Here is a 23,735-nt window from a genome sequence, read left to right as displayed (position 1 = left end):
GTTCATTCGTTGCTGTCCTGTTGAAACAATGAACGTCTTCCATACACAGGTGCTTCTTCAGAAGTGGTAGAGAACGCCCGCTGGATTCGCACACAGCTTCCTTGACGCAGCCCTGTTTCCATTAACTGTTGTGCGTTCTGTGGCGAGAACCACAATCCTTCCGGAAATTTGGCTTCAAGGATGTACTGAATGCCCTCTCCCGGTGCCTGCCCGAAGATGCGGACTCCCAGCAATGTCTTCAGATGTTCAATAGTACATTCATCCGGGACCTCGATGTCGAACCACTCGCCTTCCTCCCGGCCGGAATACACGGTAAGAATCAAAATAATCCCTCCCATGGTCTCATATGTAAATTGTCCTAGTGTCAAATTAAATCAAAAAAATGCAGATGAAACGATATTCCATCCCTATTTTCTTACATAAACACCCTGTTTGCAATGTGCAACCTGTAATTTTGTTACATATGACCCACGTATATATTAAAATATCGTCCATTCGACTCAGAACTTTCGAGGCAGTAGTCACGTTAATTATTGCAAGGATGCGAAACTACATGTCTTTCTTCCATATAAATGGAATCTGTAAATTGATTTTTCGGGACTTTTTAATGCTTCGCCCACAATTGAATTGTGAACACTTTTCAAACATTGCACACCTTTATGTTTTCATAAGCTGATTTTAAGGTAATTTTAAGCATTGGAATTTAATATAACCAGTAAGAAATAACTCTCGTGAGGTGATTTCTAGTGAGAACACTAATAACTTTTCAAAACAAATCAATCCCTGTATATTTCAATCAAGAAAACAAACAACCTGTACAAAAGACACTACGATTGCTTAGCAGTGCACTTGAGAACAAAATTAGCAATGGTAAACGTGCTTTACAGAAATGTCTGCAATCATTGATTAGTATTGAGATTGTCGGTGGTGAAGCCATTCTTCACAGCCGTAGCGAAAATGACTCCCTCGCCTTATCGCTTTATTAAGATGAGTCAGTTGTTTAATTCAACATGGAAACTGCGAATTCATTCATTCGCGAACATAAGGAAAAGGAAGCTTGCCGCTAAGGACAAGCTTCCTTTTTTTGTGTACAGAATCTCTTTTATCTATTTCTAATGCAATCGGCTGACGACATAAGCATTTTCGTGTTCTTCTTCCATTTCGGCCTTTTGGATTCGAATGACAAACAACCGAACCAGATTATCACGTGTATTTTCTTCCTGACAAGTATTCAGCTTTCTCAGAATGAAACGGTCAATGGACATGAAGTTCAGGCCCCTTTACCTTTTGGATTTACGGATCTGTTCTGCCCGTGTATCCATAAATAACCAGATTACAGGTATACCAAACAGCTTTTTCACACCATTTCCTAACCTATTTTTCAAATGTGTAAAAACATGCAAAAGGCCGCCCCATCAAGCTTGAGGCGGACTCTGCGCAATCTTTGTCACTCTTTCTCGAACCCTATCTGATTATAAAATAAAGTGTTTTCTAATCCATGTTCACTGTCGAACTATTGCACTCCCGGATAATCCCGATATTGATGCTGAATGCTGATCCAGCGTGTCCGCGTGAACTTTTCAATAGCCCAATCGCCACCGAAACGGCCAATACCCGATGATTTTTCACCACCAAACATCACATGAGCCTCATCGTTCACGGATTGATCATTTACATGCACCATGCCCGATTCAATCTGCTGGGCAACTTGATACCCTCTTTCCAGATTTCCGGTGAATACGGAACCGCTCAATCCATAAGGCGTATCATTCGCCAAACGCACGGCCTCCTGCTCATCCTGCGCTTTCATTAATACCGCGACAGGTCCAAACAGTTCCTGTTGCACAATATGCTGCTCTGGTTTCACATCCGCGAGCACGGTGGGCTCCAGCACATTGCCTTTGCTAGTGCCACCCAGCAGCAATCTTGCACCTTCTGCCTCGGCTCCCTTAATCAAGTCCAGCAGGCGCTCCACTTCCTTCTCACGAATGAGCGGACCTACCAGCGTTTGGGCACCAGCAGGATCACCAGCCTGAATTTTTTTCGTTTTGTTAACAAAGGACTCCACAAACTTATCGTAAATATCAGCATGCACAATAATACGATTAAGTGCCATACAGATCTGCCCCTGATGCAGGAATTTACCGAACACCGCAGACTCTGCGGCACGTTCGATATCCGCATCTTCCAGGACAACCATCGCATTGTTGCCGCCAAGTTCAAGCGCAGTTTCTTTCAGATGCTCACCCGCCAGTTTGCCGATGCCCTGCCCCACCTCTGTGGAGCCTGTAAAGGAAATGACTTTGGGTACCGGATGTGCTACAAAATAATCCCCAATCTCACTCCCGCTACCAGCAACCACATTCAGTACACCTTCAGGCAATTCAGCCTGCTCGAATAGATCAGCAATAAGCCAACCAGCTGTAATCGGCGTATCGGACGCAGGCTTAATAACGACTCCATTACCCAAAGCAATAGCCGGAGCTACGGAACGCAGACACAGGTGCAAAGGAAAATTCCAAGGACCGATAACGCCGATAACTCCCTTGGGCTCCCGCACAACACAATTCTCTTTCCCTGGTGTGTTTGAAGGTAGAATCTCCCCCTTCATCCGGTAAGGGAACGAAGCAGCTTCATCCACAATCCGTTTCGCAGAAGCAAACTCCGCCTCGGCTTTGATGCGTGTGCTCCCGGATTCCGTAATCAGCAATTTTATAATTTCCTCTTTGCGCTCTACCATTAAAGCCCAAACTTTGCGAAGCACACCCTCTTTTACCGCCGGCAGGGATTTCTTCCATTCCACCGAGCTCTTTCGGGCCGCCTCATATGCCTGATCTATATCTTCCTTGTTCGAGGATCGCCAGGTTGCGATGACCTCTCCCGTGTACGGATTTTTATTTTCCACTATTTTCTCGCCGGAGCCTTCTACCCATTCGCCATTAATAAATTGTTTCGTCCATGTTGTATGTTCTGTCTCCATTAAAGTCATCTGAATAACGCCTCCCAAACAAGATTGAATGTCTCACCTCAAAGCAGTGTAGTAGTTCATTAACCTTGTTAAGGATTGCGCAAACGTGAAAAATAGCTGAATCCTTTCATCCTCTGACGGGAAAATGCTCCTCAATGCCCAACACATTCAGCCAAATTTGCATTTATTCAACTACCGGGAACCGTCTTTTCTCCAAAAAGAGTCAAGTCCTCCCAACCATAAGCAACCTCTAACAGATCTTGTCCGCCAATCCGGATATACTGTGTTTGGACAGGGATTCCGCCCATTTTTTCATAGAAACGACAGGCTGAATTTTGCTCCAGTGCCCAGATCAACAAGTTCCTCATGTCCAGGGAATGGAGATAACGAACGACGTGTCTCGCCAGTTGCTGACCTATACCCGTTTGTTGCACTTCTTTCAGTAAATAAATAGCATACAACTCAGCATCGTAAGGCAATTTGCCTTCACGTTCCTTTCCACCGCAGGCGAATCCGACAATGTTCCCATCTTCCTGTTCAGCTACCACCAGAATCTGATCCTTTTCGCCAGAACGGATATTTCGTTCCCATTGGGACAACCTTGATTCCGTAGTCAGATTGTCCAAAAAATCATCCGGCACGATCCCTCGATATGTCGTCTTCCAACTCTCTGTATGTACATGGGCTACGGCTTCCGCATCCCCTTCACGCGCTGGTCTGATTCGCATGTTATTACTCCCTTTCTCTCGGCCACGCCGTGACTTTAGAATCCCTTCTTTGGATAAATCCGGCCCTAGGGCCGGATCGTTACTTGTGTGCCCACTGACACTTTGGAAGACAGATCCAACACATCCGAGTTATACATGCGTATGCATCCATGAGAAACGGACTTACCAATGGACGAAGGATCATTGGTTCCATGAATCCCATAATGCGGCGCCGACAACCCCATCCAAAGAACGCCAAATGGTCCCCCTGGGTTCTCTTGTTTGTTAATAATCGTAAACACGCCATTAGGCGTCTGCGTGAGTATCTTGCCTATAGCGACAGGATAACCCTTAACCACCTGCGGGCCATCCAAAAGATATAACATGTGATCCGACAGGTCTACGATGATGCTGTAATCTGGCATGATGACATCCCTCCTTACCTATCCTATGCAGGATACAGAGGGATGCCCACCAGGCCTCAGGCCTCTTCCCAGTCTTTTGTACTGCGGACATGTTTCGGTTTGCGGGAACTGACGGGTTTGCTTGAAGCAGTCCGTCGTTTGGATGCGGCCTCTTCCTTGCGCTGCTGAAACTTCAGTTCCTTTTGCATTTTCAAGTAGTTGCCCAGCCTTTTTTCATCCAATGAACCTTCCTGAATAGCCTCTTTCACGGCGCAACCGGCTTCCCGGGTATGCGTGCAATCCTGAAACCTGCATTCCGTTGCAAGCTGCTCAATTTCACCAAAGGCATGTGACAAACCATCCTGACCTTCATCCCACAGATTGAGTTCACGCATTCCCGGCGTGTCAATCAATACCGCTCCCTGCGGCAGTACAAATATTTCCCGATGAGTGGTCGTATGTCGTCCACGGCTGTCGTCCTCACGAACGGCCTGCGTGAGCTGTACACTCTCGCCCATCATCCAGTTGACCAGAGTAGACTTGCCACTACCGGAAGAACCCGTCAAGGCAACAGTTGTGCCTGGAGACAGAAATTTTTCAAGTAAAGATTTGCCCTGGTCCTGAACAGCCGATATCGCCAACACTTCAATCCCCGGAGCAATGCCTTCCACCAGCGAAATTTGTTCTTCCACATTCTCGCTCAGATCACTTTTGCTTAGAATGATGACTGGTCTGACTCCACCATTCCAGGCCATCATAATGTATCTTTCGAGCCGTCTCAGATTAAAATCATGATTAAGAGCGGCAACAATCAGCAATGTATCCACATTCGCCGCAATCAATTGCTCTTTGGTCACTGGACCAGCGGCTTGTCTGGATACCCTGCTCTGACGTGGCACAATGCTGTGAATGATGGCTTCTTCTCCAGCTTGCCCTGTAACAGCGACCCAATCCCCAACGGCTGGTACAATGCCCGTCTCCTCATGATCATGACGCATCCGACCGGATACCCGTCCCCAGCATTCTCCCTCAGCCGTAATCAGGCGAAGCAATTGCCCATGATCCGCAATAATTCTTGCTGGTTTTCTTAATTGTTCTTCCATACCCGTCTGCTGCCACAACTCCTGCCACTTTGCAGACCAGCCGTATTTCTCCATCGTGTTATTCAAAATAAAAATTCCTCCCGATAAATGGTGTGTTATCCTTCATTGACATTGACAACAATCAACAGTGAACGCTCCGTTCCGGCATCAAAACCAAATAAGCCACGAGCAGCACTGCACCCGCGGCAATAAGAAGTTAGCCGAATGGATGATTGTTTGTATGGCATTCATATCGGACGCATCATTACGACAATCCGATACTCGTTATCCAGAAACAACCCATTTTCGGCATACAAAAAAGCCACGGGTACGTCACCCGTGGCTTCATCTGTGCATGTTATTCTGTGTTACGTACATATGGACAATATTGCGAACAATACTGCCCAACTGCCGTAAAATTACATGCATTGATCCGTTCCGGAGACGCTGTTCATATTCAAATTAACGTATACTGCCATTAGATTTGTCATTTAACATCGCCTCCCTTGTAGAATTATCCATCATGTTACACAGCTTCAACCGCTTTTGTCAAGTCTAATTATTTTTCACTTAATTTACTTGATCCCACCGTGTCCACATTTCCTTCGGATTCAGTTCATAGATCCCATCTTCCCGGTACATGAACTGGTGCATGATAAACTCCCGACGAATAGTGGCAAAATCCTCATGATAGTTTTGAATGAATGCATTAATCTCTTTCTCCGTATATTTCCGTCCGAATTCAAGCTGCTCTACCAAATGACCCAGTACAATCAGCTTTTTCTTGTATTGAGCCGGGATCTGACGCAATCGTCCATCCTTCGAGAAGAAATTCCGCATCACCGATGCCTTCAGCGTCTCATTCACATCACTCATATCGGCAACCTCCTCTTGTCTAAAAATAAAATCAACTGAAGCCTGCGCGTGCTCCCGGATAAAATAGGGGTTGAGTGAGAAAAACACCGTATTTTTCTCTCTGCGTTCCTTGATTAGCGCCGCTTCTCTTAGCTTGGATGCATGATGCGTAACGGTTGGCTGAGACAAGTTAAGCTTCTCGGCAAGCGCTTGACCATGCAGTTCTCCCTGGGATAACAGCAGCAGCATCCGAAGTCGGGTCGGATCAGCCAGGGCTTTATGGTAAGCCACAATCTTCTCCAGTTGCATTTCGTTCAACTCGCTTTCGTTTAGATAATCATCTAATTTGATACTAGTCTTTTTCCTCTTCTAAGTCAATTCCCCAGGATCAAGATCAATTCTTTACGTCCGTATCCTTCTTGAACTGGCATTAAACCCATATTTACGGTAGGATTATAGTGCTTGAAATAAGGAGGATTAAGAACATGGAAGATGTCATTATTATCGGCGGAGGCCCATGCGGTCTATCTGCTGCCATTGAATGCGAGCGGCTGGGACTGTCCGCTGTAATTGTTGAGAAGTACAATATCGTCCAATCTATTTATCTGTATCCAACCCATATGCAGTTTTTCAGTACAGCGGAATTGCTTGAGATCGGGAATGTTCCGTTCAGCACACCGAACGACAAACCATTTCGTTACGAGGCACTCGCCTATTATCGCAAGGTAGCCGAACATTTCGGCCTGCGTGTTCATAACTATGAGGAAGCCCAAGAAATCAAACGCAAAGACGATGGCACGTTCGAGATACATACGGTCAATCGGCGTGGGCAGACAATCGTTCATGAAGGACGAAATGTCGTTGTTGCTACAGGTTATTTTGACCATCCTAACTATCTTGGCATTCCCGGAGAAGACAAAGATAAAGTCACTCATTATTTCCGTGAAGCTCATCCTTACACACGTACACGTGTCGCCATTATTGGAGGCAGTAATTCAGCTGTCGATGCTGCCATGGAACTGGTTCGTGTCGGTGCACATATTGACATGGTTTATCGTGGGAGCGGTGTTTCGGAACATATTAAACCCTGGGTTCGTCCATTGTTCGAAAGCATGGTGCAAAAAGGAAAAATCTCACTGCACCTTGGCTCACGTGTAAATGAAATTTTGGACGATTCCATTCGTTTGCTGCATTCTGATGGATCCACAAGTGAACTCGACAACGACTTTGTGTTGGCCTTGACCGGATTCCGCCCTGACCGCAAGTTGCTTTCTTCCGTAGGTGTGGAGATGTCTGAGGATATGGATAAACCCGTATATGACCCACAGACAATGGAGAGCAGCGTACCAGGCATATACGTTGGTGGAGTAATTGCATCAGGCCGCAATGCCAATGAAGTGTTTATTGAATCCGGACGCTGGCATGGAAGATATATTGCAGAACATATTGTAGGTCGTCATCGCGGGCAGACCGAAGGGGAATGAAATCGATGGATATGACCTCACTGCTGTTGCTCGTGTTTGCCGCGCTAGGTATTATCAGCAGTAATACACCCGTAACCGTAGCCATGGTATTTCTGTTGTTGCTGCGGGTGCTGAACCTTAATCAGGCTTTTCCGTGGCTGGAAAAGTATGGACTTACGATCGGTATCATCATCCTGACCATTGGTGTTATGGCACCTCTCGCCAGCGGCAAGATCAGTTTGCAGACGATTGGAGAGTCTTTTCTGCACTGGAAGTCGCTGCTCGCCATCGGTGTAGGATTACTTGTCGCTCATCTGGGCGGACGAGGAGCTACGCTGATGAGTACACAGCCTACCGTCGTTGCCGGGCTGCTTATTGGTACGGTGCTTGGGGTTGCCTTGTTCAAGGGTGTACCGGTCGGTCCCCTGATTGCAGCAGGAATTTTATCCTTACTGCTCGGAAAATCATGATCAAAGTTGGGACTTGACATCCTTCTGCTGACTGGCTGTTTTTCCCATCGTTGTATGATATACTTCTATTCATGCAATTCAAGCACTCAAGTCCATAGCAGAGAAATCAATTTGATGATCCTTCATACAAAAAGAAAATTGATTCACCTCGCAACTATTAATGGCCGCAGGAGGATTCAGGAACCATGTCACGTCAGTTTGTAACAGAAGCCGTGATGGTGGCTATTTACGGTCAATTACTCGCGCCGCCGGCGCCTGTTGAATATATTGTTCCTTACACCACCATCCTTGAGTTATATGAATTTCAGACCAGCCCTGACCCTTTGATGGATAATCCGGCGGATGACCAGCATGTGAAATCCAAGATTAACGAAATGATTTCTTATTTTGAAGAACCGTTGAATAAGAAAAAAATAGAGCGCGCCCTGGCTATTCCCTGGGCTAAGAGTCCGTCCATTCTGTTTGGTGATCAGGTCTCCATCGCCATCATTAATGCGGTTGATACCGCACAATATGGTGAATATTTTGATCCCATTGAGACTGAACTGCTTCTCACTTCACAGCGTTTGGATACCCCCATACTTACCGATCAGGTCGAATTGATCGCACGTATTATTGAATCGGCATCTCTTGTGCAGGTCTTTGATATTGACGACTTTGATTTTGCGATGGATGATGAAGAACCGCTTGATCAAGTCTAGTTAGGACCGGGGCCTGCTGTTTCACAAGAATGATCATCGTAATCATGGATATTAGGCCATAGATTACTGATTGCCACAACAAAGAAGACGCCTTCCCTTCAGGAAAGGCGTCTTCTTTGTTGTGTTTATTCTATTTCGGAAAACCTGAGCAGTAAGCGGCTAAGATCATTCAGCCTGGGCAATGATTTGAGATCAAAAAACTTCAGCCCTGCTTCGCTATTTACTCGGGATTCTACGAGCGAATCCTGAACAATTTGTGCCCTGAACATGGCAATGACAAAATATTCTTCATCCCCACTGGCATGCAAATGTCTCAGATTCGGACCGGAATGCAAACCTTCAAGTGTCATATGATTGGTGGTCCACCCCGTCTCTTCCCACAGTTCCCTGTGCGCGGTGTCCTCAATGGCTTCTCCCGGGCGCATCTGTCCCGCAGGAATACGCCAATGTCCGTGTTCAGCATGCTGGATCAGCAATAATTCACCTTGTTCATTCTCGGCCCGAACCGCCGCCTTAACAACAATATGAGAGCGATTCGCGATATACTGGGCCAAATCTCGGGCTGGCGGATTCATGTCGTATCTCCTCCTGTTCGAAAATCGGTGCGACCGGTGATGAGCCATTCTTTATACGCAGAGATATTACGTTAAATCTCGGTGTAGCGATATTCGATATCCTGTCCTTCTTCAACGACATCTACATGTAGTTGATGACCCTTCAGATACCAGTAATCATGATCTTCCATAAAAAATTGGATACCCGATACCTTCGTTTGATCAGCAGGATGTCTCGGTTCCTCCACGGCGATTCCGAGGGAGAAGCCTGGATGAAGACCTCCGCCGGAGCTATAACGGGCGAAGAAGCGAATGCTGTCTCCTTCGTTCAAATTCAGTTCTTCCTTATACCAGCGAGCAGCGCGGTCAGATACATGTATGGTACTCATTTGGTGTCAGCTCCTTCTCTATATATATGTTCCATCATATCGCTACAATGGCCTGATTACAAACCTCATCCACCCCAAATACGCAAAAAAAGTTCATTCACTTGTCATAATTCCATCATAATGCGCAGCATCTTCTGTTTTGGAAAAACGTTTGACAGATTGTAAAAGTCGGTGTTAAGATGCAAACATACGAGATCTACATGCAATTTATTACCAAAAAAGAAAGGGTGGTTACGGTGTTTAACAATGACGATCTACATCAATTCAGCATACAACTAAATACCGGAGCACCCATGAAATCGTTATTCCGTTCATAAGACCGCATCACAGAAGCCTCTAATCAGGTTTGCTGTTTTGTACTCTCACAATCGAACTTTATCTACGGTGGTGGCTCTGCTCTCGGAGCCATGCTGCCGTATGAATGATACCCAAGACATACCGCCTGCGTGCGGTATGTCTTTTTTTGTGGGCTCAAATGGCTAAACATGAACGGAACATGCATTTCACGAACTTGAAAGGAAGGGATACCACTTGTTCTCTGTACTTAAAAATCTAGCCTGGTTTTTCCGGCTGGAGCGCAAACGATACCTCATTGGTGTCACCTTGCTTATTATGGTGGGCATCATCGAACTGCTGCCACCTCGTCTTCTGGGCAATGCCATTGACGAGATTGTACGCGGTTCCATCACCGGCGCCTCACTTACACGTTACATTTTACTTATTCTAGGATCGGTCATCATTATTTATCTGACAACGTACATATGGATGCACAAACTGTTTGGCGGTGCCAATCTGGTTGAACGCTTGCTGCGGTCACGCTTTATGGACCATTTGCTGCGAATGACCCCGCCCTTTTTTGAGAAAAACAGAACCGGCGATCTGATGGCGCGTGCCACAAATGATCTTCGTTCCATTGCTACCACAGCAGGCTTCGGTATGCTGACGTTAACCGACTCCACTGCTTTTCTGGCAACCGTATTATTCGCCATGGGTTTTCTAGTTAGCTGGAAACTGACCCTAGCCGCAATTCTGCCTCTGCCTTTTATCGCCATCGCCATGATGATCTATGGTAAAGCCGTCCATCAACGATACACATTGGCACAGGATGCATTCGGGGATATGAACGATCAGGTGCTTGAGTCTATTGCCGGCATTCGAGTCGTGCGTGCCTATGTTCAGGAACGTCTGGATGAGAAAAGGTTCGCTGATGTCACCGAAGATGTATACCGCAAAAATCTGGCCGTTGCCAAGATGGATGCACTGTTCGAACCTACCATCCGGTTATGTGTTGGACTCAGTTATGTGATTGCACTTGCCTACGGCATTTATCTTGTTTTTCATAATGAAATTACCCTAGGGGATCTCGTATCGTTCAATATGTACCTGGGGATGATGATCTGGCCAATGTTCGCTATTGGCGAATTGATTAACCTGATGCAGCGTGGTAGTGCCTCACTCGATCGGGTTAACGAGACGCTATCTGTAGAACCTGCCGTGAAAGATGTTGAGCAACCTGCTCATATTACTAATCCGGAAGAGATCGCTATGCAGGATGTTACCTTCCGTTATCCTAGTTCTACCATCGATAATCTCAGTCATGTCAGCTTTTCACTTCGACGTGGGCAGACACTGGGGATCGTGGGACGTACAGGTAGCGGCAAGTCCACCTTGCTCAAACAATTGCTTCATGAATACCCGGCTGGATCTGGTAAGTTAAGCATCTCCGGTCATCCGATTCAGGATATCGCCAAAGATGACCTGCACAGCTGGATTGGATATGTTCCTCAAGAACAGGTGCTGTTCTCCAAATCAGTCCGTCAGAACATTCAATTCGGCAAGCCGGGTGCTGATGATAATGTGATTATGGAAGCGATTCGCACCGCAGCCTTTGACGGAGATCTGGGCACTTTATCCGATGGTCTGGACACACTCGTTGGTGAAAAAGGAATTGCGCTGTCCGGTGGACAGAAACAGCGTGTATCGCTGGCGCGTGCCTTTATCGCCGATCCAGACATTTTGATTTTGGACGATGCTCTATCTGCCGTCGATGCACGAACTGAAGCTAAAATTATTGAAAATATACGCAATAAACGCTCGAGCAAAACAACGCTGATCTCGACTCACCGCCTGTCCGCTATTGAACACGCTGACCGAATCATCGTACTGGAGCAAGGGAAAATAACGGAAGAAGGAACCCATCAGGAACTGCTTGCTATGAACGGCTGGTACCGTGAACAGTATGAACGGCAGCAGGTGGAGTCTAATTTGTCCACGTAGGAGGTCAACGCTTTGAAGTCTAATACAGGCAAACGGCTGCTTCAATACGCCCTAAAAGCCAAAGGTACGTTTATTGCCGCTTTAATTATGCTTACGATTGGAGTTGCGGCTGAACTTGCCGGCCCTTTCATCGCCAAGTCCATGATCGATAATCATTTGCTCGCTATTGAGCAACCTTTCTATGAGACTACAGCTTCAAGCGAAGCGGCGGTCTACAATGGAAAGAACTACAAACGTGAAGGCCGGTTTGAACCGGATGAAACGAAAGGTACCGAGGTACGCGTACTGCAAGCCGGTAGAAGTTTTTATTTTGTGAATGAATCCGTAAGTGCCCCCGATGGAGATCGAACCTACGCTGACGGAACACTGACAGTTACACGCGCAGGCGAAGTGACGGGTCAATATGCGGCGGTGCCTTTATCCGCTGGTGAACTCTTTGCCTTTTACAAACCGGAAATGCCAAGCATCTATCAACTGATTGTGTATTACATGATCTTCCTTGTTATCTCAGTCATTATGGAGTTTGGTAAAACATACTGGCTGCAATCATCTGCCAACAAAGTCATCCAAAGACTTCGTAACGATGTGTATGCACATATCCAGCGATTGCCGGTACACTTTTTCGATAACCTGCCCGCAGGTAAAGTGGTCTCTCGGGTTACCAACGATACCGAAGCCGTCAAGGATCTGTTCGTTGCGGTTCTTTCGAACTTTTTCTCAGGCATCATTACGATTACTGGAGTGTACATTGCGCTTTTCCTGCTGGATTTCCGCCTCGGATTGATCTCGCTGTTCGTTGTGCCGATGCTGGTTCTGTGGATTGTGCTTTATCGTAAAATCGCCACTCGTTACAATACGATTATTCGTTCACGTCTGAGCGAGATTAATGCGATTATTAACGAGTCCATTCAAGGGATGTCCATTATCCGGGTATTCCGTCATCAGAAACAGACCAAGCAGGAGTTCGAGGATCTGAATGATGATTATATGAAACACCAGAATAAAATGCTTAACCTGAACGCTTTCACCTCACACAACCTGGTTAACGTCCTGCGGAATATCGCTTTTGCAGTTGTTCTGTGGTACTTCGGTTCCAGTGTGCTGGACGGTACGAGTATCATCTCACTGGGTGTGCTGTATGCATTCGTTGACGTTCTCGGACGTTTGTTCCAGCCAATTACAGGTATGGTGAACCAACTCGCGAACCTGGACTCCTCTATGGTATCGGCCGGACGTGTATTTGAACTGATGGATGAGAAAGGTGAACCGGTAACCGATGGCTCAATGCCGAGATACAAAGGAAATGTCGTGTTTGACGATGTATCCTTTGCTTATAAAAAAGATTATGTGCTGAATAACATCTCGTTCAAAGCATCACAAGGTCAAACGGTCGCCCTAGTGGGCCATACCGGTTCCGGTAAAAGCTCGATCATCAACCTGCTGTTCCGGTTCTATGATCCACAGAAGGGCAAGATCACGATTGATGGTCAGAACGTGAAGGATCTGCCTAAACAGTGGATTCGCGAACATATGGGCATTGTACTGCAAGATCCGTACCTATTCACGGGTACCGTTGCTTCCAATGTCAGTCTCGGGGATGAGCAGATTACTCGTGCACAGATTGAACAGGCGCTGCGCGATGTAGGTGCTGAGCGAATTCTCGCCCATCTACCGCAAGGATTCGACGAGCCGGTTATCGAAAAAGGAAGCACATTATCTGCCGGACAACGGCAATTGATCTCCTTCGCTCGTGCACTGGCATTCGATCCAGCCATCCTGATTCTCGATGAAGCTACAGCGAACATTGATACGGAAACGGAAGCATTGATTCAAAATGCACTCGAAGTCCTCAAAAAAGGACGGACCACTTTCATCATTGCCCACCGTCTGTCCACCATTCGTTCAGCAGACCAGATTCTGGTTCTGCATCGCGGACGGATCGTTGAACAAGGTGCTCATGATGAATTGATGGAACTTAAAGGTCGCTATTATCAGATGTATCAGTTACAGCAAGGTGCTCAAGCAGCACCGGATACGAATGGAAACAACCCACTGGGCGAGGCCATTCGAACCACTTCTTCCTTTGCTGGAGGCAGCGTGTAAGTAAAACAGGAATAAATGTAAATACACTTCAACAACCAACCGATATGCCCGCGGACCTCTTGGTCTGCGGCAGATCGGTTTTATTTTGTCCATGACGCAAAATCCGAAACAAGGTTGGTTGCTCAATCTACTTTACTCTGGTCCCACTTTACTTTTCTCCGCGCTTATTTATCTTTTCTTGATCTTACCTTTTCTCAATAAACTCAAGATTTGATCGATATAAACTTCCTTCGTGTATTCACTCCTTCTGATTTCCTCTTATTGACAATGGAAACATCTCTCTGTATTATACATACCAACGGTCGGTATCTAAAATATAAGGAGGTTATTATGGCCAGAAACAAGCACCCTGAGCAGACGGTACAGCAGATTCTGAACGTCGCTGCGCAGTTGTTCACAGATAAAGGATTTGAAAAGACGAGTATCCAGGACATCATTGTTACCCTAGGCATGTCCAAGGGAGCTGTGTATCATCACTTTAGATCCAAAGAGGAAATACTGGAGGCGGTCATGGAGCAACAGTTCAACTATACGGCTCAAATGCTGGATCACTTAGTTACAAATACAACGACCACCCCAGCACGAGACAAGTTAGTTCAGATTTTGGAGCATGTCGTCTCTGATCAACAGGCTCATTCCTTGGATCGCGTACTTCGAGCCCAGATCAAAAATCCAGTGTTCATTGTACGAGGGATTCAACAAGCCGTGCGAATCGATGCACCGGTGATTGCAGCGATTTTGCGTGAAGGCATTACAGATGGATCTATCCATACCGAAGATCCCGAAGCTTGTGCAGAAGTATTCATGATGCTGGTCAATATATGGATTAATCCAACACTGTTTGACCGCAATTCGACCGAAACGAAGCAACGTCTTTATTTTTTACAGCGGTTGATGAACATGCTTGGTGCCGATATTGTGAGTGAATCGCTAATTGAACGTATTCTAGACCAACATGCTACGATGGGCGCTTATCCTATTCTGGATGAAGAGGATGACAGAAATGAGGGATAACCATTTTGAAACCTAATAGACATATGATTTGCAAAGAATGGTTGTCCGAAGAACCCCTTCTCGCCCTTTCTCTGGAATGGATGCAAGGCGAAGTGCATATCAGCCAAGGTACAGAAGCGGTTATTCGTGTTACTCAATGGGGCTCCGCTCGTTTTCCAAGAACTCGATGTTTTGAAGCTAACGTCAGCCACGGTTTATTACATCTGATCGATGGACGAAAACAAGCTTTTCCGCTGGGCATTAACTTTCACCGCACATCGCTCCACATTGTACTGCCGCCTGCGGTCTTGAAAAGGTTATCGATCAACGGAGTTGGTTCCCACTTTCTTGTAGATAACGTTTCTTCGGAACAATGGGATTGTGACTGTACATCCGGCAAGCTCACCTTAACTGGCCATGCCCAGCATATCCGTCTACGATCCGTGGGCAGTCGGGTGACAGCAACAGACCTCCATGCAGAACATATGCAACTGCAATCCACTTCTTCACCTGTTCAGTTATCCGGTCAGTTCACCCATATTCAATCCAAAGTGACAGGCAGCCAACTCACTATTCACTCCTCAACGATGCTTCAATCTCTGGATAGTCGCTCCACAGGTTGTAACGTTGAAGTGCGAATCCCAGCAGAAAACGATGGATTCAAGTTAGACTTCAAGCAGACTGGGGGGCGATTCAACAGTGATCTCCCGCTTCAATCCAATCATAATCAACATACGTATCGTAACGGTATTTATCCATTTCAAGCAGAGGTCAGAGGTGGGAAGCTCACCATAGGGAGCTCTTCTTAACATTCCATATAGAGGAGGTAAACATATGAGCATCGGCTGGATTGTTGGCAGCAGCTTGGCTACCGTGGTATTACTTGCGGGGATCATCAGTTTGTTCATCGATATACGTAAAAACAATCATCGGCGCTGGCCTTGGTGGTTCATCGGTTTTGGGGTGGCTGCACTGGTTAGTGCAGCGATTAATTATCCCGGAACATAGAAACGTCGGGTCAACATACGCAAAAAAAAGACAATCGCGCAGACCAGTCACTTTCCGTGCTGCTGCGGATTGTCTATCCATCCTTTGACCATATATCCCATATATAATATTGTTTCTCTTGCCAGAAAAGGAAATTGGCTGCGCCAGGTCTGGTAAGCCGTCGTTCGTGTTGGGGACGGGACGGCATCCATGCCGAGTCCGCTAGCGAGCTTCATCGCCCGTTTCATATGTAGCGGGTCACTTACAATGGTGTAGGTGCGAAACCCTGCCTGTTTCCCAACGCTAAGCGAGTTCACCAGATTCTCCTCCGTAATTCTCGACTCCGTCTCCATTTGAATATCTGCCGGATCTACACCATGTGCAACAGCATAATCTCGTCCTACTTCGGCTTCGGCACGCTCTCCTGCACTGCCAGAACCACCAGTAAAGAGCAGGTGGCTGATCGTCCCCTGGCGATATAATAAAATGGCATGCTCAATACGTTCGCGAAATACGGGTGATGGGTTGTCCCCTTCTACGGCTGCACCAAGGATAATGGCTGCATCACTCTGTCTGGATGATTCCTCATCGGTGTAGGCCCAGATGAGCGATGCTGTAGTTATTGTCCATATGACTCCTATCAGTACTAGCGATGCAATGGAGATTACAAGCCAGTGTCTGCTTTTTATTTTACGTATCCGGGACTTGCCTTCCATCACAATGATTCATCCTCTTCCAGTGCCCGGGCGTGCATGCTCTCTGCATGCATACGTTCGAGTGTCTGCAGCGCTGCCGCGGATTCAGCATCCAGCCCCAGCTCTGCAATCCAGGCACCTGTGTACTGCTGAAGACTAATCTCCAGTTCCTGTGCACGGTCTTTGAAATCTTCCAGCTCCTTGATCATACGTGATCGTCCTTCAGGACTGAATGTCTCATGAATTCGTTCCTTAAAATAGTGATGTACAATGCTATTACGCTGCTTCCATAGTTCATTCAACTGACGAGTCTCTTCCTCCGAAAAAGTAAAATGATGACGCACCTCATGAATGAGTTGTCCGAGTGAACTGCTCATCTTCCGTTCGTACAGATCTTCCAGATCTTCTTCGGAAACAACTTTGCCCTGGGACATTTTCATTAATAAAATCAGATTGACCAGTTGCTGTTCAAGCGCCTGTCCATAATATACAGCCAATCCATAATATGCAAACAATTCTCTGGAGTGTTCGCTGTCCAGCATGTCACCATGCTGCATGTCTGTCTTTTGCATAAGCGAGCCCCCTTTATCTCCGTACAATACATTCCATTCTAACGTCCCTCTATGGTAACGAAACATGGACCAACATTCAAGTTAAGTGGAATAATAGCCTCTAACTCCGTATATCCCTTCTTCCCGATAACCATATATGAATGATGAGTAGAACTATGGCATAGAGTATAGCCCACACTGTTGTCAGAACAACAGCCCCTAACTTCGATTCTTCAAATAACATCATCTCACGCACTAAATAAAATGCCGGAGGCAGAATCTTGACAACCCACTGTATGGATTCAGGCAAACGTCCGCTTAATGAACCTTGGACAAACGATAATAACATCATCACAATGAAAGGAGGCATGCTGCGGCTCAGCATGGGAATGTATGATTTTTGGAAGAAAACACTGAGCCCCAGCCCCAAGAGCGACAACGCCAAATGTCCGGCCCAAGCCATGATCCACTCTCCAGTACTCGGTAGCCTCCCAAACATGCCCGTAACAACCGGATATAACACGGTAATTGCAGTCAGGCCGAACTGCATGGTCAACGCACAGATCAGTTGTGCGAAGACAACCTTGCGTTTGCTTCCTGCATGCAGAACAAGCAATTGATACTGCCCCGCAGGTTCCGTATTCAATACCGTCAAGCCCAGCCAGGCCGCACCAAAAAAGAGCAGCATGGCCGTAACGCTATAACTGTCCGCAACCGGATTAGGTTTGTAGGAATAGATAAGCAGCATCGTAATGATATAAAAGATCACCGGCGCAACATATTTCTGTGAACGTATGTAATGTTTTAACAAATAACGAGTCAAGTAGATCATTGGAGGTCGCCTCCTGCCGTAGATATGGAGGAAAGGTTCTCAGCAACTTCCCTGCTTATAACCTCACCCGGGTGCCGCCCCTCCATCAATCCTTCCATATTTAATCGGCTCTCTTCCGGCTGTACAGACACAATGGAACCGCCAGCTGCCAGAATCATTCCAATAATCCGATCTGCCGAACTGCGAGACACCTTCCAATCCCATACTTCTCGACCATAATCCTGACGAACCATGCCGCGATGGCATGCAATGATTCCCGGTTGATCAACAAGCAGCGATTTGATAACGGATTGTTCCAGCCCTTCCATCACACTTTGGATACTCACAGCGGGCTCACCAGCTTGCTGCAAATCTTCCTGACTCCAGCGACGCAGCACCGTTCCCTTCTGTAACACGATGACCTGATCTGCGAGACGTTCTATCAGCAATGGCTCATGGCAAGCTGTAACGATCTGGCTTCCTTCCTTTTTCCACTGTCTGAGCAAAGCTACAATTGCTTCCTGTGCCGGAACGTCCAGACCGGACAATGGTTCATCAAGCAGCAATAACCCATCAGGTCCAGGCAGCAAAGCCTGAATCAAATTCACCTTCTGCAAAGTACCTTTGGATAACTGAGGCAGGTTCTGATCCAGCGCCGTGCCCACGAATAACAGCTCACTCAATTCGCCTATCCGTTGTCGCAATATTTCAGGGCGCATGCCTCGAATACGTCCCATTTCCCACAGGTACTCTCTTGATGTGAAGGGCAGGCGTGACAGTCCATCCAGTGCATACATAATCCGTCCATGCCTGGGCTTGCGCAGCGAGCCTGAGTCAGGCAGTAACATACCCGCCAGCACACGCAGCAACGTGCTTTTGCCTGAGCCATTCCTGCCCACCAGGACGATACATTCACCCTGACCTACTTCCAGATTGATATCATTCAATACCTGCACATCCCCAAGTCGTTTGCTCACCTGTTGTAGCGATATGATTCGTCCGTTTAAGTCTGCTGTTGCTTTTCCTGCTTTATCGAATAATCTACTTGTCCTCCATCCCATAGAGTCACATCCGTTCAGGGGCCTGAACGCCCAGTAAATATAGGCTGTAGGCAAGACGCTCCGCCGTACGCTCTGTTAACGCCACCCGGAAGGGTTTGACGTCAGCCGGCGCATCCGCAATTCGTTCCGCATGGTAAAAGCGGTTGAACGCTTGGGCAACATCTATCGCATACTTGGCAATGACCGAAGGCTCGTTGCGATGAATTGCTTTTTCCAGATACTGCGGATAATCCGCCAGCAGTTTCAGCAATGCCCATGAAGTGTCACCGACCATGACCGGCTTATTCTGAGTGTTGGCCGCAGCATTGTTACTAACACTGCTAGGAACATTCTCTAATTGATTTTCATTTTCCACATGCCCCGCCTCTGCTGCCTTCGCAAGCACACTGTTAATCCGGGCATGTGTGTATTGCACATAAGGTCCTGTCTCGCCTTCAAAGCTCACCGCATCTTCGAGCGAGAAATCGACGTCGTTCAACCGGTTATTGCGCAGATCTCCGAATACAATCGCACCTACACCAACCGCTTCCGCAACCTCCTGCGAATTCGGCAGATTTGGATTTTTCTCTTGAATAATCTGTAATGCCCGAGCAACCGCCTCGTCCAGTACCTCCTGCAAAAAGACAACTTTTCCCCGGCGGGTAGACATCTTCCGTCCTTCGAAACGCATCAAGCCAAACGGAATATGTTCACAAATCTCAGACCATGCATACCCCATCCGGGATAATACCGCAAAGACCTGACGGAAATGAAGCTTCTGCTCTCCCCCGACTACATACAGCATTTTATCTGCCTTCATCACATCATGACGATAAACGGCTGTTGCCAAATCCCGTGTTGGATAGATGGTTGTTCCATCGGTTTTGATAATCAGGCAAGGTGGCATATTCTCCTCCTCCAAACGTACCACCAATGCGCCTTCGCTCTCTTCGAGCAATCCTTTTGCTTTCAGTTCTTCAACTATTGCACCCATCTTGTCGTTATAAAAGCTCTCACCCAGCGTATAGTCAAACTGTACATTCAGACGCTCATACATCCGATTGAATTCTTTCATGCTCACTTCTACAAAAAAGGTCCATAACCGCTGCGCCTCTTCATCCCCTTGCTCCAGCTTGCGGAACCAATCTCGTGCCTCGATTTCCAGAGATGGATCATTCTCCGCCTCATCGTGAAAACGCACATACAGCTCCAATGAGGTACGAATTGGCGCAGCCTGTAGCGCTTCATCATTACCCCAACGTTTGTAGGCTGCAATCTGCTTGCCGAATTGCGTTCCCCAATCCCCCAGATGATTCACACTGACCGAAGTATAGCCTGCCTCGTTATATAACCGATACAATGCTGCCCCAATCACGGTGGAGCGCAGATGACCGATTCCGAACGGCTTGGCAATGTTAGGCGACGACATGTCGATCACGACGCGTGCACCTGCCCCCAGCTGCAGCTTGCCAAATGTTTTATGTCCCAGTTCTTGCAGCAGCTTCGGCGCCAGATCTTCCCGATTGAAACGTATGTTTACATAGGGTCCTGCTGGCGAAGCATCCAGCCCAACGGTCTGTAATTCGGCTGCGATATCCGCGGCGATAACCGCGGGTGCTTTTTTCAACGACTTGGCCAGAATAAAGCAAGGAAAAGCCGCATCTCCCATCTCCGCCTGTGGTGGAACCTCCAGTAATCTCAACACCTCGTCTTGCTTCAATCCCGTTAACGGAGCAAGTTGTGCTGCTGCCTGATTCATCAACATGTCGAACACTCCTAGTCATTATCGTATTTAGCCATGCTATAGAAAACAAAAAAAGCCCTCGTCTCTATATCAGAGACGAGAGCTGATCTTCACAGTTCCCGCGGTACCACTCTAGGTGAGCCTGCAGCAAATGTACATCTTAGTACATTCACAGCGTGCTCCGCTCGTTGCGATTAACGGTCGCCTGCCGGATTGCCCTCTAGTCCATGCTCTACACCCTCTCAAGGATGTAAACATGCCTTCGGACAACCATCTCACGGGTGCGCTTCACTCAGGTCATGTCATACCGGCTTCCACCTGCCCCGGCTCGCTGTTATGCATGGATTCTGGCTACTCTCCCGATCACGGATATTCATCGTTTCAATTCTTTGCCATCATTATACAGATCAAGCTCTGCTTTGGCAACCTGTTACATGCATTTCCCAATGGAGAGCCTGCTGGCGATAGAAGTTCTCGCCTGCGATGGTGAAGAATGTTACTATGCTATATACATAAAAAATCCCCTCCAGCAGACAACGTTGAAGTACATCTTATCGGATGTCTTATTACGTTGTCTTCTGTGAGGGGATTAGCCTGGCATCTTTGCAGATTGCCCGGGCTTTTTATTTTCAATCAAATTAAATTCAATCGAGTTATATTTACGCTACTGCGGCCATCATGCGGCAAGTCTCTGCACATTTGCGGCAAGCTTCTGCGCAAGCCTGGCAGTGATCATGTTGATGTTTGCCACACTCAGCAGCACAAGCTTCACATGCTTTCACACATAGTTCGCAAATTTCGGCGATGAAATCACTTCCACGTGTCATGGATTGAGCAGCAAAATTGCAGATCTCTGCACATTCCCGATCCAAACGAATGCAATCGCGCAGCATCGCCAGATCATATTCTTTCAGACTCGATATGTAACATACGTTGCAAGCATTCATACACTCCAGGCAAGCATCGATACATTGTTGATATTGTTGTTGTGTCATTTATAGTTACCTCCCAGACTAAGTTTGCTATGCTTCTTAATACCCCGTCTGGAGGAACCTTGAATCATTAAACCTGATTTGCCGCCTCTAATTCCAGCAATTGGTTGCGAATGACCGACTGATCGAAATGTTCACCTATAAACACAGCGACGTTAGGCACATCCCCTTGAGGTGTGATCTTCATATAATCCGATTCCCGGTAAGCATATTGGAACCAGAACCGGCTGGACGTATCGCTAAAAGATAAAATCCCTTTTGCCCGGTACACGTCGCGTGGTAACTCAGCTATCAAGCGCTCAAAAGCCTCACTGTTCACCGGCTGGGTGAAATAGTGTGTATATACCATGACATGTTCATGCGAAGCATGGGGATGGGGATGGGCATGATTATGACTATGGTTGTGGTCATGAGGAGGTTCATGGTCATTCCCCTGAGAATGTTGATGTTCTTCGTGATCATGATCCACATGCTCATGATGTTCATGTCCATCATCGTGGTTGCACCCATGCTCTGCGCAAGCCTCGGAATGCACGTGATGTTCCTTCTCCGCGTGTTTACTCGTCTCCTCAACAGATTGATAGGCATGCACATTGTCTCCGCTACGAAGCAGCACATCCATATCGACTTCACACTTCACCGTAGGCAGAACCGGAGCAAAACCGTTCCAGCGTGCCAAAAGGTCCTGCAGATCTGCCAACTGCTGCTGATTCACCCGGTCCGTTTTATTCAGGAGAATTACAGACGCACAGCGAATCTGCTCCTGCATCAGCTTGAAGGTTTGTCCCTTCTGCTCCTGGTACAGCCCTGACAGATGCGCGGCATCTACTACAGTAATCAGGCTTCTCAGTTCAAGTCGCATATAGAGGGATGTTTCCGTTACTGCATCCAGAATCTCCATCGGGTTGGCTGCTCCTGTTGCTTCGATGATAATGACATCAGGCGATTCCTCCTGCACAAGATCAGCAAGTTGCAGCCCCAAGTCACCGCGCACGGTACAGCAAATGCATCCTCCTAACATTTCCGTCATGGGCACGGAAGCATCCACAATCTGACCATCCAGATTGACTTCACCCAATTCATTCATGACAACGGCGGGCCGGAGACCTTGTTGCTGCCAATGTTCAATCAGTTGAACAAGCAGTGTCGTTTTGCCACTGCCCAAAAAGCCTGACAATATATATACAGGTATGGATGATTCATTTGTTTTTAATTCACTCATCGTTGTTCACCTCTCTATTTATCCAATGGAACTGGTCTATCTCTATCCTAGCGAGTGTACACTATCCTGCAATCTTTGCGCAATCCTGGCCTTCTATTTGCATGTCCATTGCCTCATTCTACTGAATGGTCTATGCTATGAGAACATGTTGATTGGAGGAGGATGTATTATGACCAATTCAGTGGAACAACATCGTCAGGAAGCCCCTGACACGGTATCCTGTATGATTGTAACCGTTTCAGATACCCGTACCAAGGACACTGATACAAGCGGACAACTTATGCATAAGCTGCTGACCGATTCAGGCTACCAGATCGTCGAATATATCATTACACCGGATGAAACTGAAACCATTCGAAGCATCCTGCAGGATGCAGCCGTTCGTGACGATATCGAAGCCGTGCTGCTCAGCGGTGGGACCGGAATTGCACCCCGAGATACAACATACGAGGCAGTGTCTTCACTACTCGATAAGGAGCTGCCGGGGTTTGGAGAAATCTTCCGCTTCCTCAGCTATACCGAGGATATCAGTTCTGCTGCCATTCTTAGCCGCGCAGTAGCAGGAACCATCGGGCGTACAGCCGTATTCTCCATGCCAGGCTCCAAGGGAGCTGTCAAGCTGGCAATGAATAAACTCATTTTGCCTGAACTGAGGCATGTCATGCGTGAAATATATAAACCCGTCTGAATAATCAGACGGGTTTATCAGATTTATTTTAGTGGAGTC

28 protein-coding genes are annotated in these 23,735 nt (G+C 47.1%); 12 read left to right on the top strand and 16 right to left on the bottom strand.

Annotated features, from left to right (window positions below):
- Positions 1–2: 2 nt before the first annotated feature.
- A complete protein-coding gene (locus PTQ21_RS17075) occupies positions 3–323 on the bottom strand; it encodes a hypothetical protein (RefSeq protein WP_063566325.1) in 321 nt (106 codons plus the stop codon).
- Between the two features lie 423 nt (positions 324–746).
- Here PTQ21_RS17075 and PTQ21_RS17070 point away from each other — a divergent pair, with 423 nt between their 5' ends.
- Positions 747–986 carry a hypothetical protein gene (locus tag PTQ21_RS17070; RefSeq protein ID WP_063566326.1) on the top strand — a complete coding sequence of 80 codons (240 nt, stop codon included), beginning with the start codon at positions 747–749 and terminating at the stop codon, positions 984–986.
- 126 nt (positions 987–1,112) lie between these two features.
- Here PTQ21_RS17070 and PTQ21_RS17065 read toward each other — a convergent pair whose 3' ends face one another.
- From PTQ21_RS17065 to rsgA, 5 genes are all read right to left on the bottom strand, one after another.
- Complete coding sequence (locus PTQ21_RS17065) at positions 1,113–1,265, bottom strand: hypothetical protein (RefSeq protein WP_170867771.1); 153 nt, start codon at positions 1,263–1,265, stop codon at positions 1,113–1,115.
- 248 nt (positions 1,266–1,513) lie between these two features.
- Positions 1,514–2,989: an aldehyde dehydrogenase family protein gene (locus PTQ21_RS17060; protein WP_274566438.1), complete on the bottom strand. Its 1,476-nt coding sequence runs from the start codon at positions 2,987–2,989 to the stop codon at positions 1,514–1,516.
- 167 nt (positions 2,990–3,156) lie between these two features.
- The gene (locus PTQ21_RS17055; protein WP_090949161.1) at positions 3,157–3,696 is read right to left on the bottom strand and encodes a GNAT family N-acetyltransferase; all 540 of its coding nucleotides are present in this window, start codon (positions 3,694–3,696) and stop codon (positions 3,157–3,159) included.
- A gap of 65 nt (positions 3,697–3,761) precedes the next feature.
- Positions 3,762–4,100: a L,D-transpeptidase gene (locus tag PTQ21_RS17050; RefSeq protein WP_063566329.1), complete on the bottom strand. Its 339-nt coding sequence runs from the start codon at positions 4,098–4,100 to the stop codon at positions 3,762–3,764.
- A 56-nt stretch (positions 4,101–4,156) separates the two neighbouring features.
- Positions 4,157–5,248 (bottom strand): ribosome small subunit-dependent GTPase A, encoded by a 1,092-nt coding sequence (gene rsgA / locus PTQ21_RS17045; RefSeq protein ID WP_256337825.1) that lies wholly within the window; start codon positions 5,246–5,248, stop codon positions 4,157–4,159.
- Between the two features lie 138 nt (positions 5,249–5,386).
- Between rsgA and PTQ21_RS17040 the strand changes: the two genes are divergently transcribed.
- Positions 5,387–5,578 (top strand): hypothetical protein, encoded by a 192-nt coding sequence (locus tag PTQ21_RS17040; RefSeq protein WP_063566330.1) that lies wholly within the window; start codon positions 5,387–5,389, stop codon positions 5,576–5,578.
- Between the two features lie 153 nt (positions 5,579–5,731).
- On the opposite strand, the gene PTQ21_RS17035 is transcribed toward PTQ21_RS17040, so the two are convergent.
- Positions 5,732–6,325, bottom strand: a complete 594-nt coding sequence (locus PTQ21_RS17035; RefSeq protein WP_063566331.1) for a DUF2087 domain-containing protein — start codon at positions 6,323–6,325, stop codon at positions 5,732–5,734.
- A 176-nt stretch (positions 6,326–6,501) separates the two neighbouring features.
- On the opposite strand from PTQ21_RS17035, the gene PTQ21_RS17030 reads away from it, so the two are divergent.
- The 3 genes from PTQ21_RS17030 (at position 6,502) to PTQ21_RS17020 (ending at position 8,650) form a co-directional block, all read left to right on the top strand.
- Positions 6,502–7,500: a YpdA family putative bacillithiol disulfide reductase gene (locus PTQ21_RS17030; RefSeq protein WP_090805465.1), complete on the top strand. Its 999-nt coding sequence runs from the start codon at positions 6,502–6,504 to the stop codon at positions 7,498–7,500.
- A gap of 5 nt (positions 7,501–7,505) precedes the next feature.
- Positions 7,506–7,949, top strand: a complete 444-nt coding sequence (locus tag PTQ21_RS17025) for a DUF441 domain-containing protein (protein ID WP_024630316.1) — start codon at positions 7,506–7,508, stop codon at positions 7,947–7,949.
- Between the two features lie 185 nt (positions 7,950–8,134).
- On the top strand, positions 8,135–8,650 hold the full coding sequence (locus tag PTQ21_RS17020) for an ADP-heptose synthase (protein ID WP_072732434.1): 516 nt from the start codon (positions 8,135–8,137) through the stop codon (positions 8,648–8,650).
- A gap of 125 nt (positions 8,651–8,775) precedes the next feature.
- Here PTQ21_RS17020 and PTQ21_RS17015 read toward each other — a convergent pair whose 3' ends face one another.
- Positions 8,776–9,225, bottom strand: a complete 450-nt coding sequence (locus tag PTQ21_RS17015; protein WP_063566334.1) for an NUDIX domain-containing protein — start codon at positions 9,223–9,225, stop codon at positions 8,776–8,778.
- A gap of 71 nt (positions 9,226–9,296) precedes the next feature.
- Positions 9,297–9,593 carry a HesB/YadR/YfhF family protein gene (locus PTQ21_RS17010; protein WP_024630313.1) on the bottom strand — a complete coding sequence of 99 codons (297 nt, stop codon included), beginning with the start codon at positions 9,591–9,593 and terminating at the stop codon, positions 9,297–9,299.
- A 531-nt stretch (positions 9,594–10,124) separates the two neighbouring features.
- On the opposite strand from PTQ21_RS17010, the gene PTQ21_RS17005 reads away from it, so the two are divergent.
- The 5 genes from PTQ21_RS17005 to PTQ21_RS16985 all read left to right on the top strand — a co-directional run bounded on the left by PTQ21_RS17005 (position 10,125) and on the right by PTQ21_RS16985 (position 15,974).
- On the top strand, positions 10,125–11,870 hold the full coding sequence (locus tag PTQ21_RS17005; protein WP_072732433.1) for an ABC transporter ATP-binding protein: 1,746 nt from the start codon (positions 10,125–10,127) through the stop codon (positions 11,868–11,870).
- 12 nt (positions 11,871–11,882) lie between these two features.
- Positions 11,883–13,973 carry an ABC transporter ATP-binding protein gene (locus PTQ21_RS17000; RefSeq protein ID WP_072732432.1) on the top strand — a complete coding sequence of 697 codons (2,091 nt, stop codon included), beginning with the start codon at positions 11,883–11,885 and terminating at the stop codon, positions 13,971–13,973.
- Positions 13,974–14,303: 330 nt separating this feature from the next.
- The gene (locus tag PTQ21_RS16995; RefSeq protein ID WP_274566435.1) at positions 14,304–14,987 is read left to right on the top strand and encodes a TetR/AcrR family transcriptional regulator; all 684 of its coding nucleotides are present in this window, start codon (positions 14,304–14,306) and stop codon (positions 14,985–14,987) included.
- A 23-nt stretch (positions 14,988–15,010) separates the two neighbouring features.
- Positions 15,011–15,775, top strand: a complete 765-nt coding sequence (locus PTQ21_RS16990) for a DUF4097 family beta strand repeat-containing protein (RefSeq protein ID WP_274566434.1) — start codon at positions 15,011–15,013, stop codon at positions 15,773–15,775.
- A 25-nt stretch (positions 15,776–15,800) separates the two neighbouring features.
- Positions 15,801–15,974, top strand: a complete 174-nt coding sequence (locus tag PTQ21_RS16985) for a hypothetical protein (RefSeq protein ID WP_274566433.1) — start codon at positions 15,801–15,803, stop codon at positions 15,972–15,974.
- 47 nt (positions 15,975–16,021) lie between these two features.
- Here the strand turns inward: PTQ21_RS16985 and PTQ21_RS16980 are convergent, their stop codons facing one another.
- From PTQ21_RS16980 to argS, 5 genes are all read right to left on the bottom strand, one after another.
- Entirely contained in the window at positions 16,022–16,669 is a 648-nt protein-coding gene (locus PTQ21_RS16980; RefSeq protein ID WP_274570518.1) for a YdcF family protein, read from the bottom strand.
- A complete protein-coding gene (locus PTQ21_RS16975; protein WP_063566340.1) occupies positions 16,669–17,220 on the bottom strand; it encodes a hypothetical protein in 552 nt (183 codons plus the stop codon). The genes PTQ21_RS16980 and PTQ21_RS16975 overlap by 1 nt, the downstream gene beginning before the upstream one ends.
- A gap of 100 nt (positions 17,221–17,320) precedes the next feature.
- Positions 17,321–18,031: a hypothetical protein gene (locus PTQ21_RS16970; RefSeq protein WP_274566432.1), complete on the bottom strand. Its 711-nt coding sequence runs from the start codon at positions 18,029–18,031 to the stop codon at positions 17,321–17,323.
- Positions 18,028–19,071: an ATP-binding cassette domain-containing protein gene (locus tag PTQ21_RS16965; RefSeq protein WP_274566431.1), complete on the bottom strand. Its 1,044-nt coding sequence runs from the start codon at positions 19,069–19,071 to the stop codon at positions 18,028–18,030. Before PTQ21_RS16965 ends, PTQ21_RS16970 begins: the two co-directional genes overlap by 4 nt.
- A gap of 4 nt (positions 19,072–19,075) precedes the next feature.
- Positions 19,076–20,815: an arginine--tRNA ligase gene (argS, locus tag PTQ21_RS16960; protein WP_274566430.1), complete on the bottom strand. Its 1,740-nt coding sequence runs from the start codon at positions 20,813–20,815 to the stop codon at positions 19,076–19,078.
- A gap of 130 nt (positions 20,816–20,945) precedes the next feature.
- Here argS and PTQ21_RS16955 point away from each other — a divergent pair, with 130 nt between their 5' ends.
- The gene (locus PTQ21_RS16955) at positions 20,946–21,284 is read left to right on the top strand and encodes a hypothetical protein (RefSeq protein ID WP_274566429.1); all 339 of its coding nucleotides are present in this window, start codon (positions 20,946–20,948) and stop codon (positions 21,282–21,284) included.
- A gap of 169 nt (positions 21,285–21,453) precedes the next feature.
- Here the strand turns inward: PTQ21_RS16955 and PTQ21_RS16950 are convergent, their stop codons facing one another.
- Both PTQ21_RS16950 and PTQ21_RS16945 read right to left on the bottom strand, forming a co-directional pair.
- The gene (locus PTQ21_RS16950) at positions 21,454–21,789 is read right to left on the bottom strand and encodes a four-helix bundle copper-binding protein (RefSeq protein ID WP_079694658.1); all 336 of its coding nucleotides are present in this window, start codon (positions 21,787–21,789) and stop codon (positions 21,454–21,456) included.
- A gap of 67 nt (positions 21,790–21,856) precedes the next feature.
- A complete protein-coding gene (locus PTQ21_RS16945; RefSeq protein WP_274566428.1) occupies positions 21,857–23,008 on the bottom strand; it encodes a CobW family GTP-binding protein in 1,152 nt (383 codons plus the stop codon).
- Between the two features lie 166 nt (positions 23,009–23,174).
- Here PTQ21_RS16945 and PTQ21_RS16940 point away from each other — a divergent pair, with 166 nt between their 5' ends.
- Positions 23,175–23,696, top strand: a complete 522-nt coding sequence (locus PTQ21_RS16940; RefSeq protein ID WP_274570517.1) for a MogA/MoaB family molybdenum cofactor biosynthesis protein — start codon at positions 23,175–23,177, stop codon at positions 23,694–23,696.
- Positions 23,697–23,735 lie beyond the last annotated feature (39 nt).

Origin of the sequence: Paenibacillus marchantiae (genome assembly GCF_028771845.1) — a bacterium.
GTDB lineage: Bacteria > Bacillota > Bacilli > Paenibacillales > Paenibacillaceae > Paenibacillus > Paenibacillus marchantiae.
Note: the sequence above shows the minus strand (reverse complement) of the source record. Positions and strands in the feature narration are given on the sequence as shown.

What these genes read in the sequence shown, in the direction of transcription:
- PTQ21_RS16990 (WP_274566434.1), top strand. Translation starts at nt 15,011, where the DNA reads ATGATTTGCAAAGAATGGTTGTCCGAAGAACCCCTTCTCGCCCTTTCT.
- PTQ21_RS17035 (WP_063566331.1), bottom strand. Translation starts at nt 6,325, where the DNA reads ATGCAACTGGAGAAGATTGTGGCTTACCATAAAGCCCTGGCTGATCCG.
- PTQ21_RS17010 (WP_024630313.1), bottom strand. Translation starts at nt 9,593, where the DNA reads ATGAGTACCATACATGTATCTGACCGCGCTGCTCGCTGGTATAAGGAA.
- PTQ21_RS17050 (WP_063566329.1), bottom strand. Translation starts at nt 4,100, where the DNA reads ATGCCAGATTACAGCATCATCGTAGACCTGTCGGATCACATGTTATAT.
- PTQ21_RS16970 (WP_274566432.1), bottom strand. Translation starts at nt 18,031, where the DNA reads ATGATCTACTTGACTCGTTATTTGTTAAAACATTACATACGTTCACAG.
- PTQ21_RS16995 (WP_274566435.1), top strand. Translation starts at nt 14,304, where the DNA reads ATGGCCAGAAACAAGCACCCTGAGCAGACGGTACAGCAGATTCTGAAC.
- PTQ21_RS17020 (WP_072732434.1), top strand. Translation starts at nt 8,135, where the DNA reads ATGTCACGTCAGTTTGTAACAGAAGCCGTGATGGTGGCTATTTACGGT.
- PTQ21_RS17015 (WP_063566334.1), bottom strand. Translation starts at nt 9,225, where the DNA reads ATGAATCCGCCAGCCCGAGATTTGGCCCAGTATATCGCGAATCGCTCT.
- PTQ21_RS16950 (WP_079694658.1), bottom strand. Translation starts at nt 21,789, where the DNA reads ATGACACAACAACAATATCAACAATGTATCGATGCTTGCCTGGAGTGT.
- argS (WP_274566430.1), bottom strand. Translation starts at nt 20,815, where the DNA reads ATGTTGATGAATCAGGCAGCAGCACAACTTGCTCCGTTAACGGGATTG.
- PTQ21_RS17025 (WP_024630316.1), top strand. Translation starts at nt 7,506, where the DNA reads ATGGATATGACCTCACTGCTGTTGCTCGTGTTTGCCGCGCTAGGTATT.
- PTQ21_RS16955 (WP_274566429.1), top strand. Translation starts at nt 20,946, where the DNA reads ATGTACATCTTAGTACATTCACAGCGTGCTCCGCTCGTTGCGATTAAC.
- PTQ21_RS17060 (WP_274566438.1), bottom strand. Translation starts at nt 2,989, where the DNA reads ATGACTTTAATGGAGACAGAACATACAACATGGACGAAACAATTTATT.
- PTQ21_RS16985 (WP_274566433.1), top strand. Translation starts at nt 15,801, where the DNA reads ATGAGCATCGGCTGGATTGTTGGCAGCAGCTTGGCTACCGTGGTATTA.
- PTQ21_RS17030 (WP_090805465.1), top strand. Translation starts at nt 6,502, where the DNA reads ATGGAAGATGTCATTATTATCGGCGGAGGCCCATGCGGTCTATCTGCT.
- PTQ21_RS17055 (WP_090949161.1), bottom strand. Translation starts at nt 3,696, where the DNA reads ATGCGAATCAGACCAGCGCGTGAAGGGGATGCGGAAGCCGTAGCCCAT.
- PTQ21_RS17065 (WP_170867771.1), bottom strand. Translation starts at nt 1,265, where the DNA reads ATGTCCATTGACCGTTTCATTCTGAGAAAGCTGAATACTTGTCAGGAA.
- PTQ21_RS16945 (WP_274566428.1), bottom strand. Translation starts at nt 23,008, where the DNA reads ATGAGTGAATTAAAAACAAATGAATCATCCATACCTGTATATATATTG.
- PTQ21_RS17040 (WP_063566330.1), top strand. Translation starts at nt 5,387, where the DNA reads ATGGATGATTGTTTGTATGGCATTCATATCGGACGCATCATTACGACA.
- PTQ21_RS16975 (WP_063566340.1), bottom strand. Translation starts at nt 17,220, where the DNA reads ATGCAAAAGACAGACATGCAGCATGGTGACATGCTGGACAGCGAACAC.
- PTQ21_RS16965 (WP_274566431.1), bottom strand. Translation starts at nt 19,071, where the DNA reads ATGGGATGGAGGACAAGTAGATTATTCGATAAAGCAGGAAAAGCAACA.
- PTQ21_RS16980 (WP_274570518.1), bottom strand. Translation starts at nt 16,669, where the DNA reads ATGGAAGGCAAGTCCCGGATACGTAAAATAAAAAGCAGACACTGGCTT.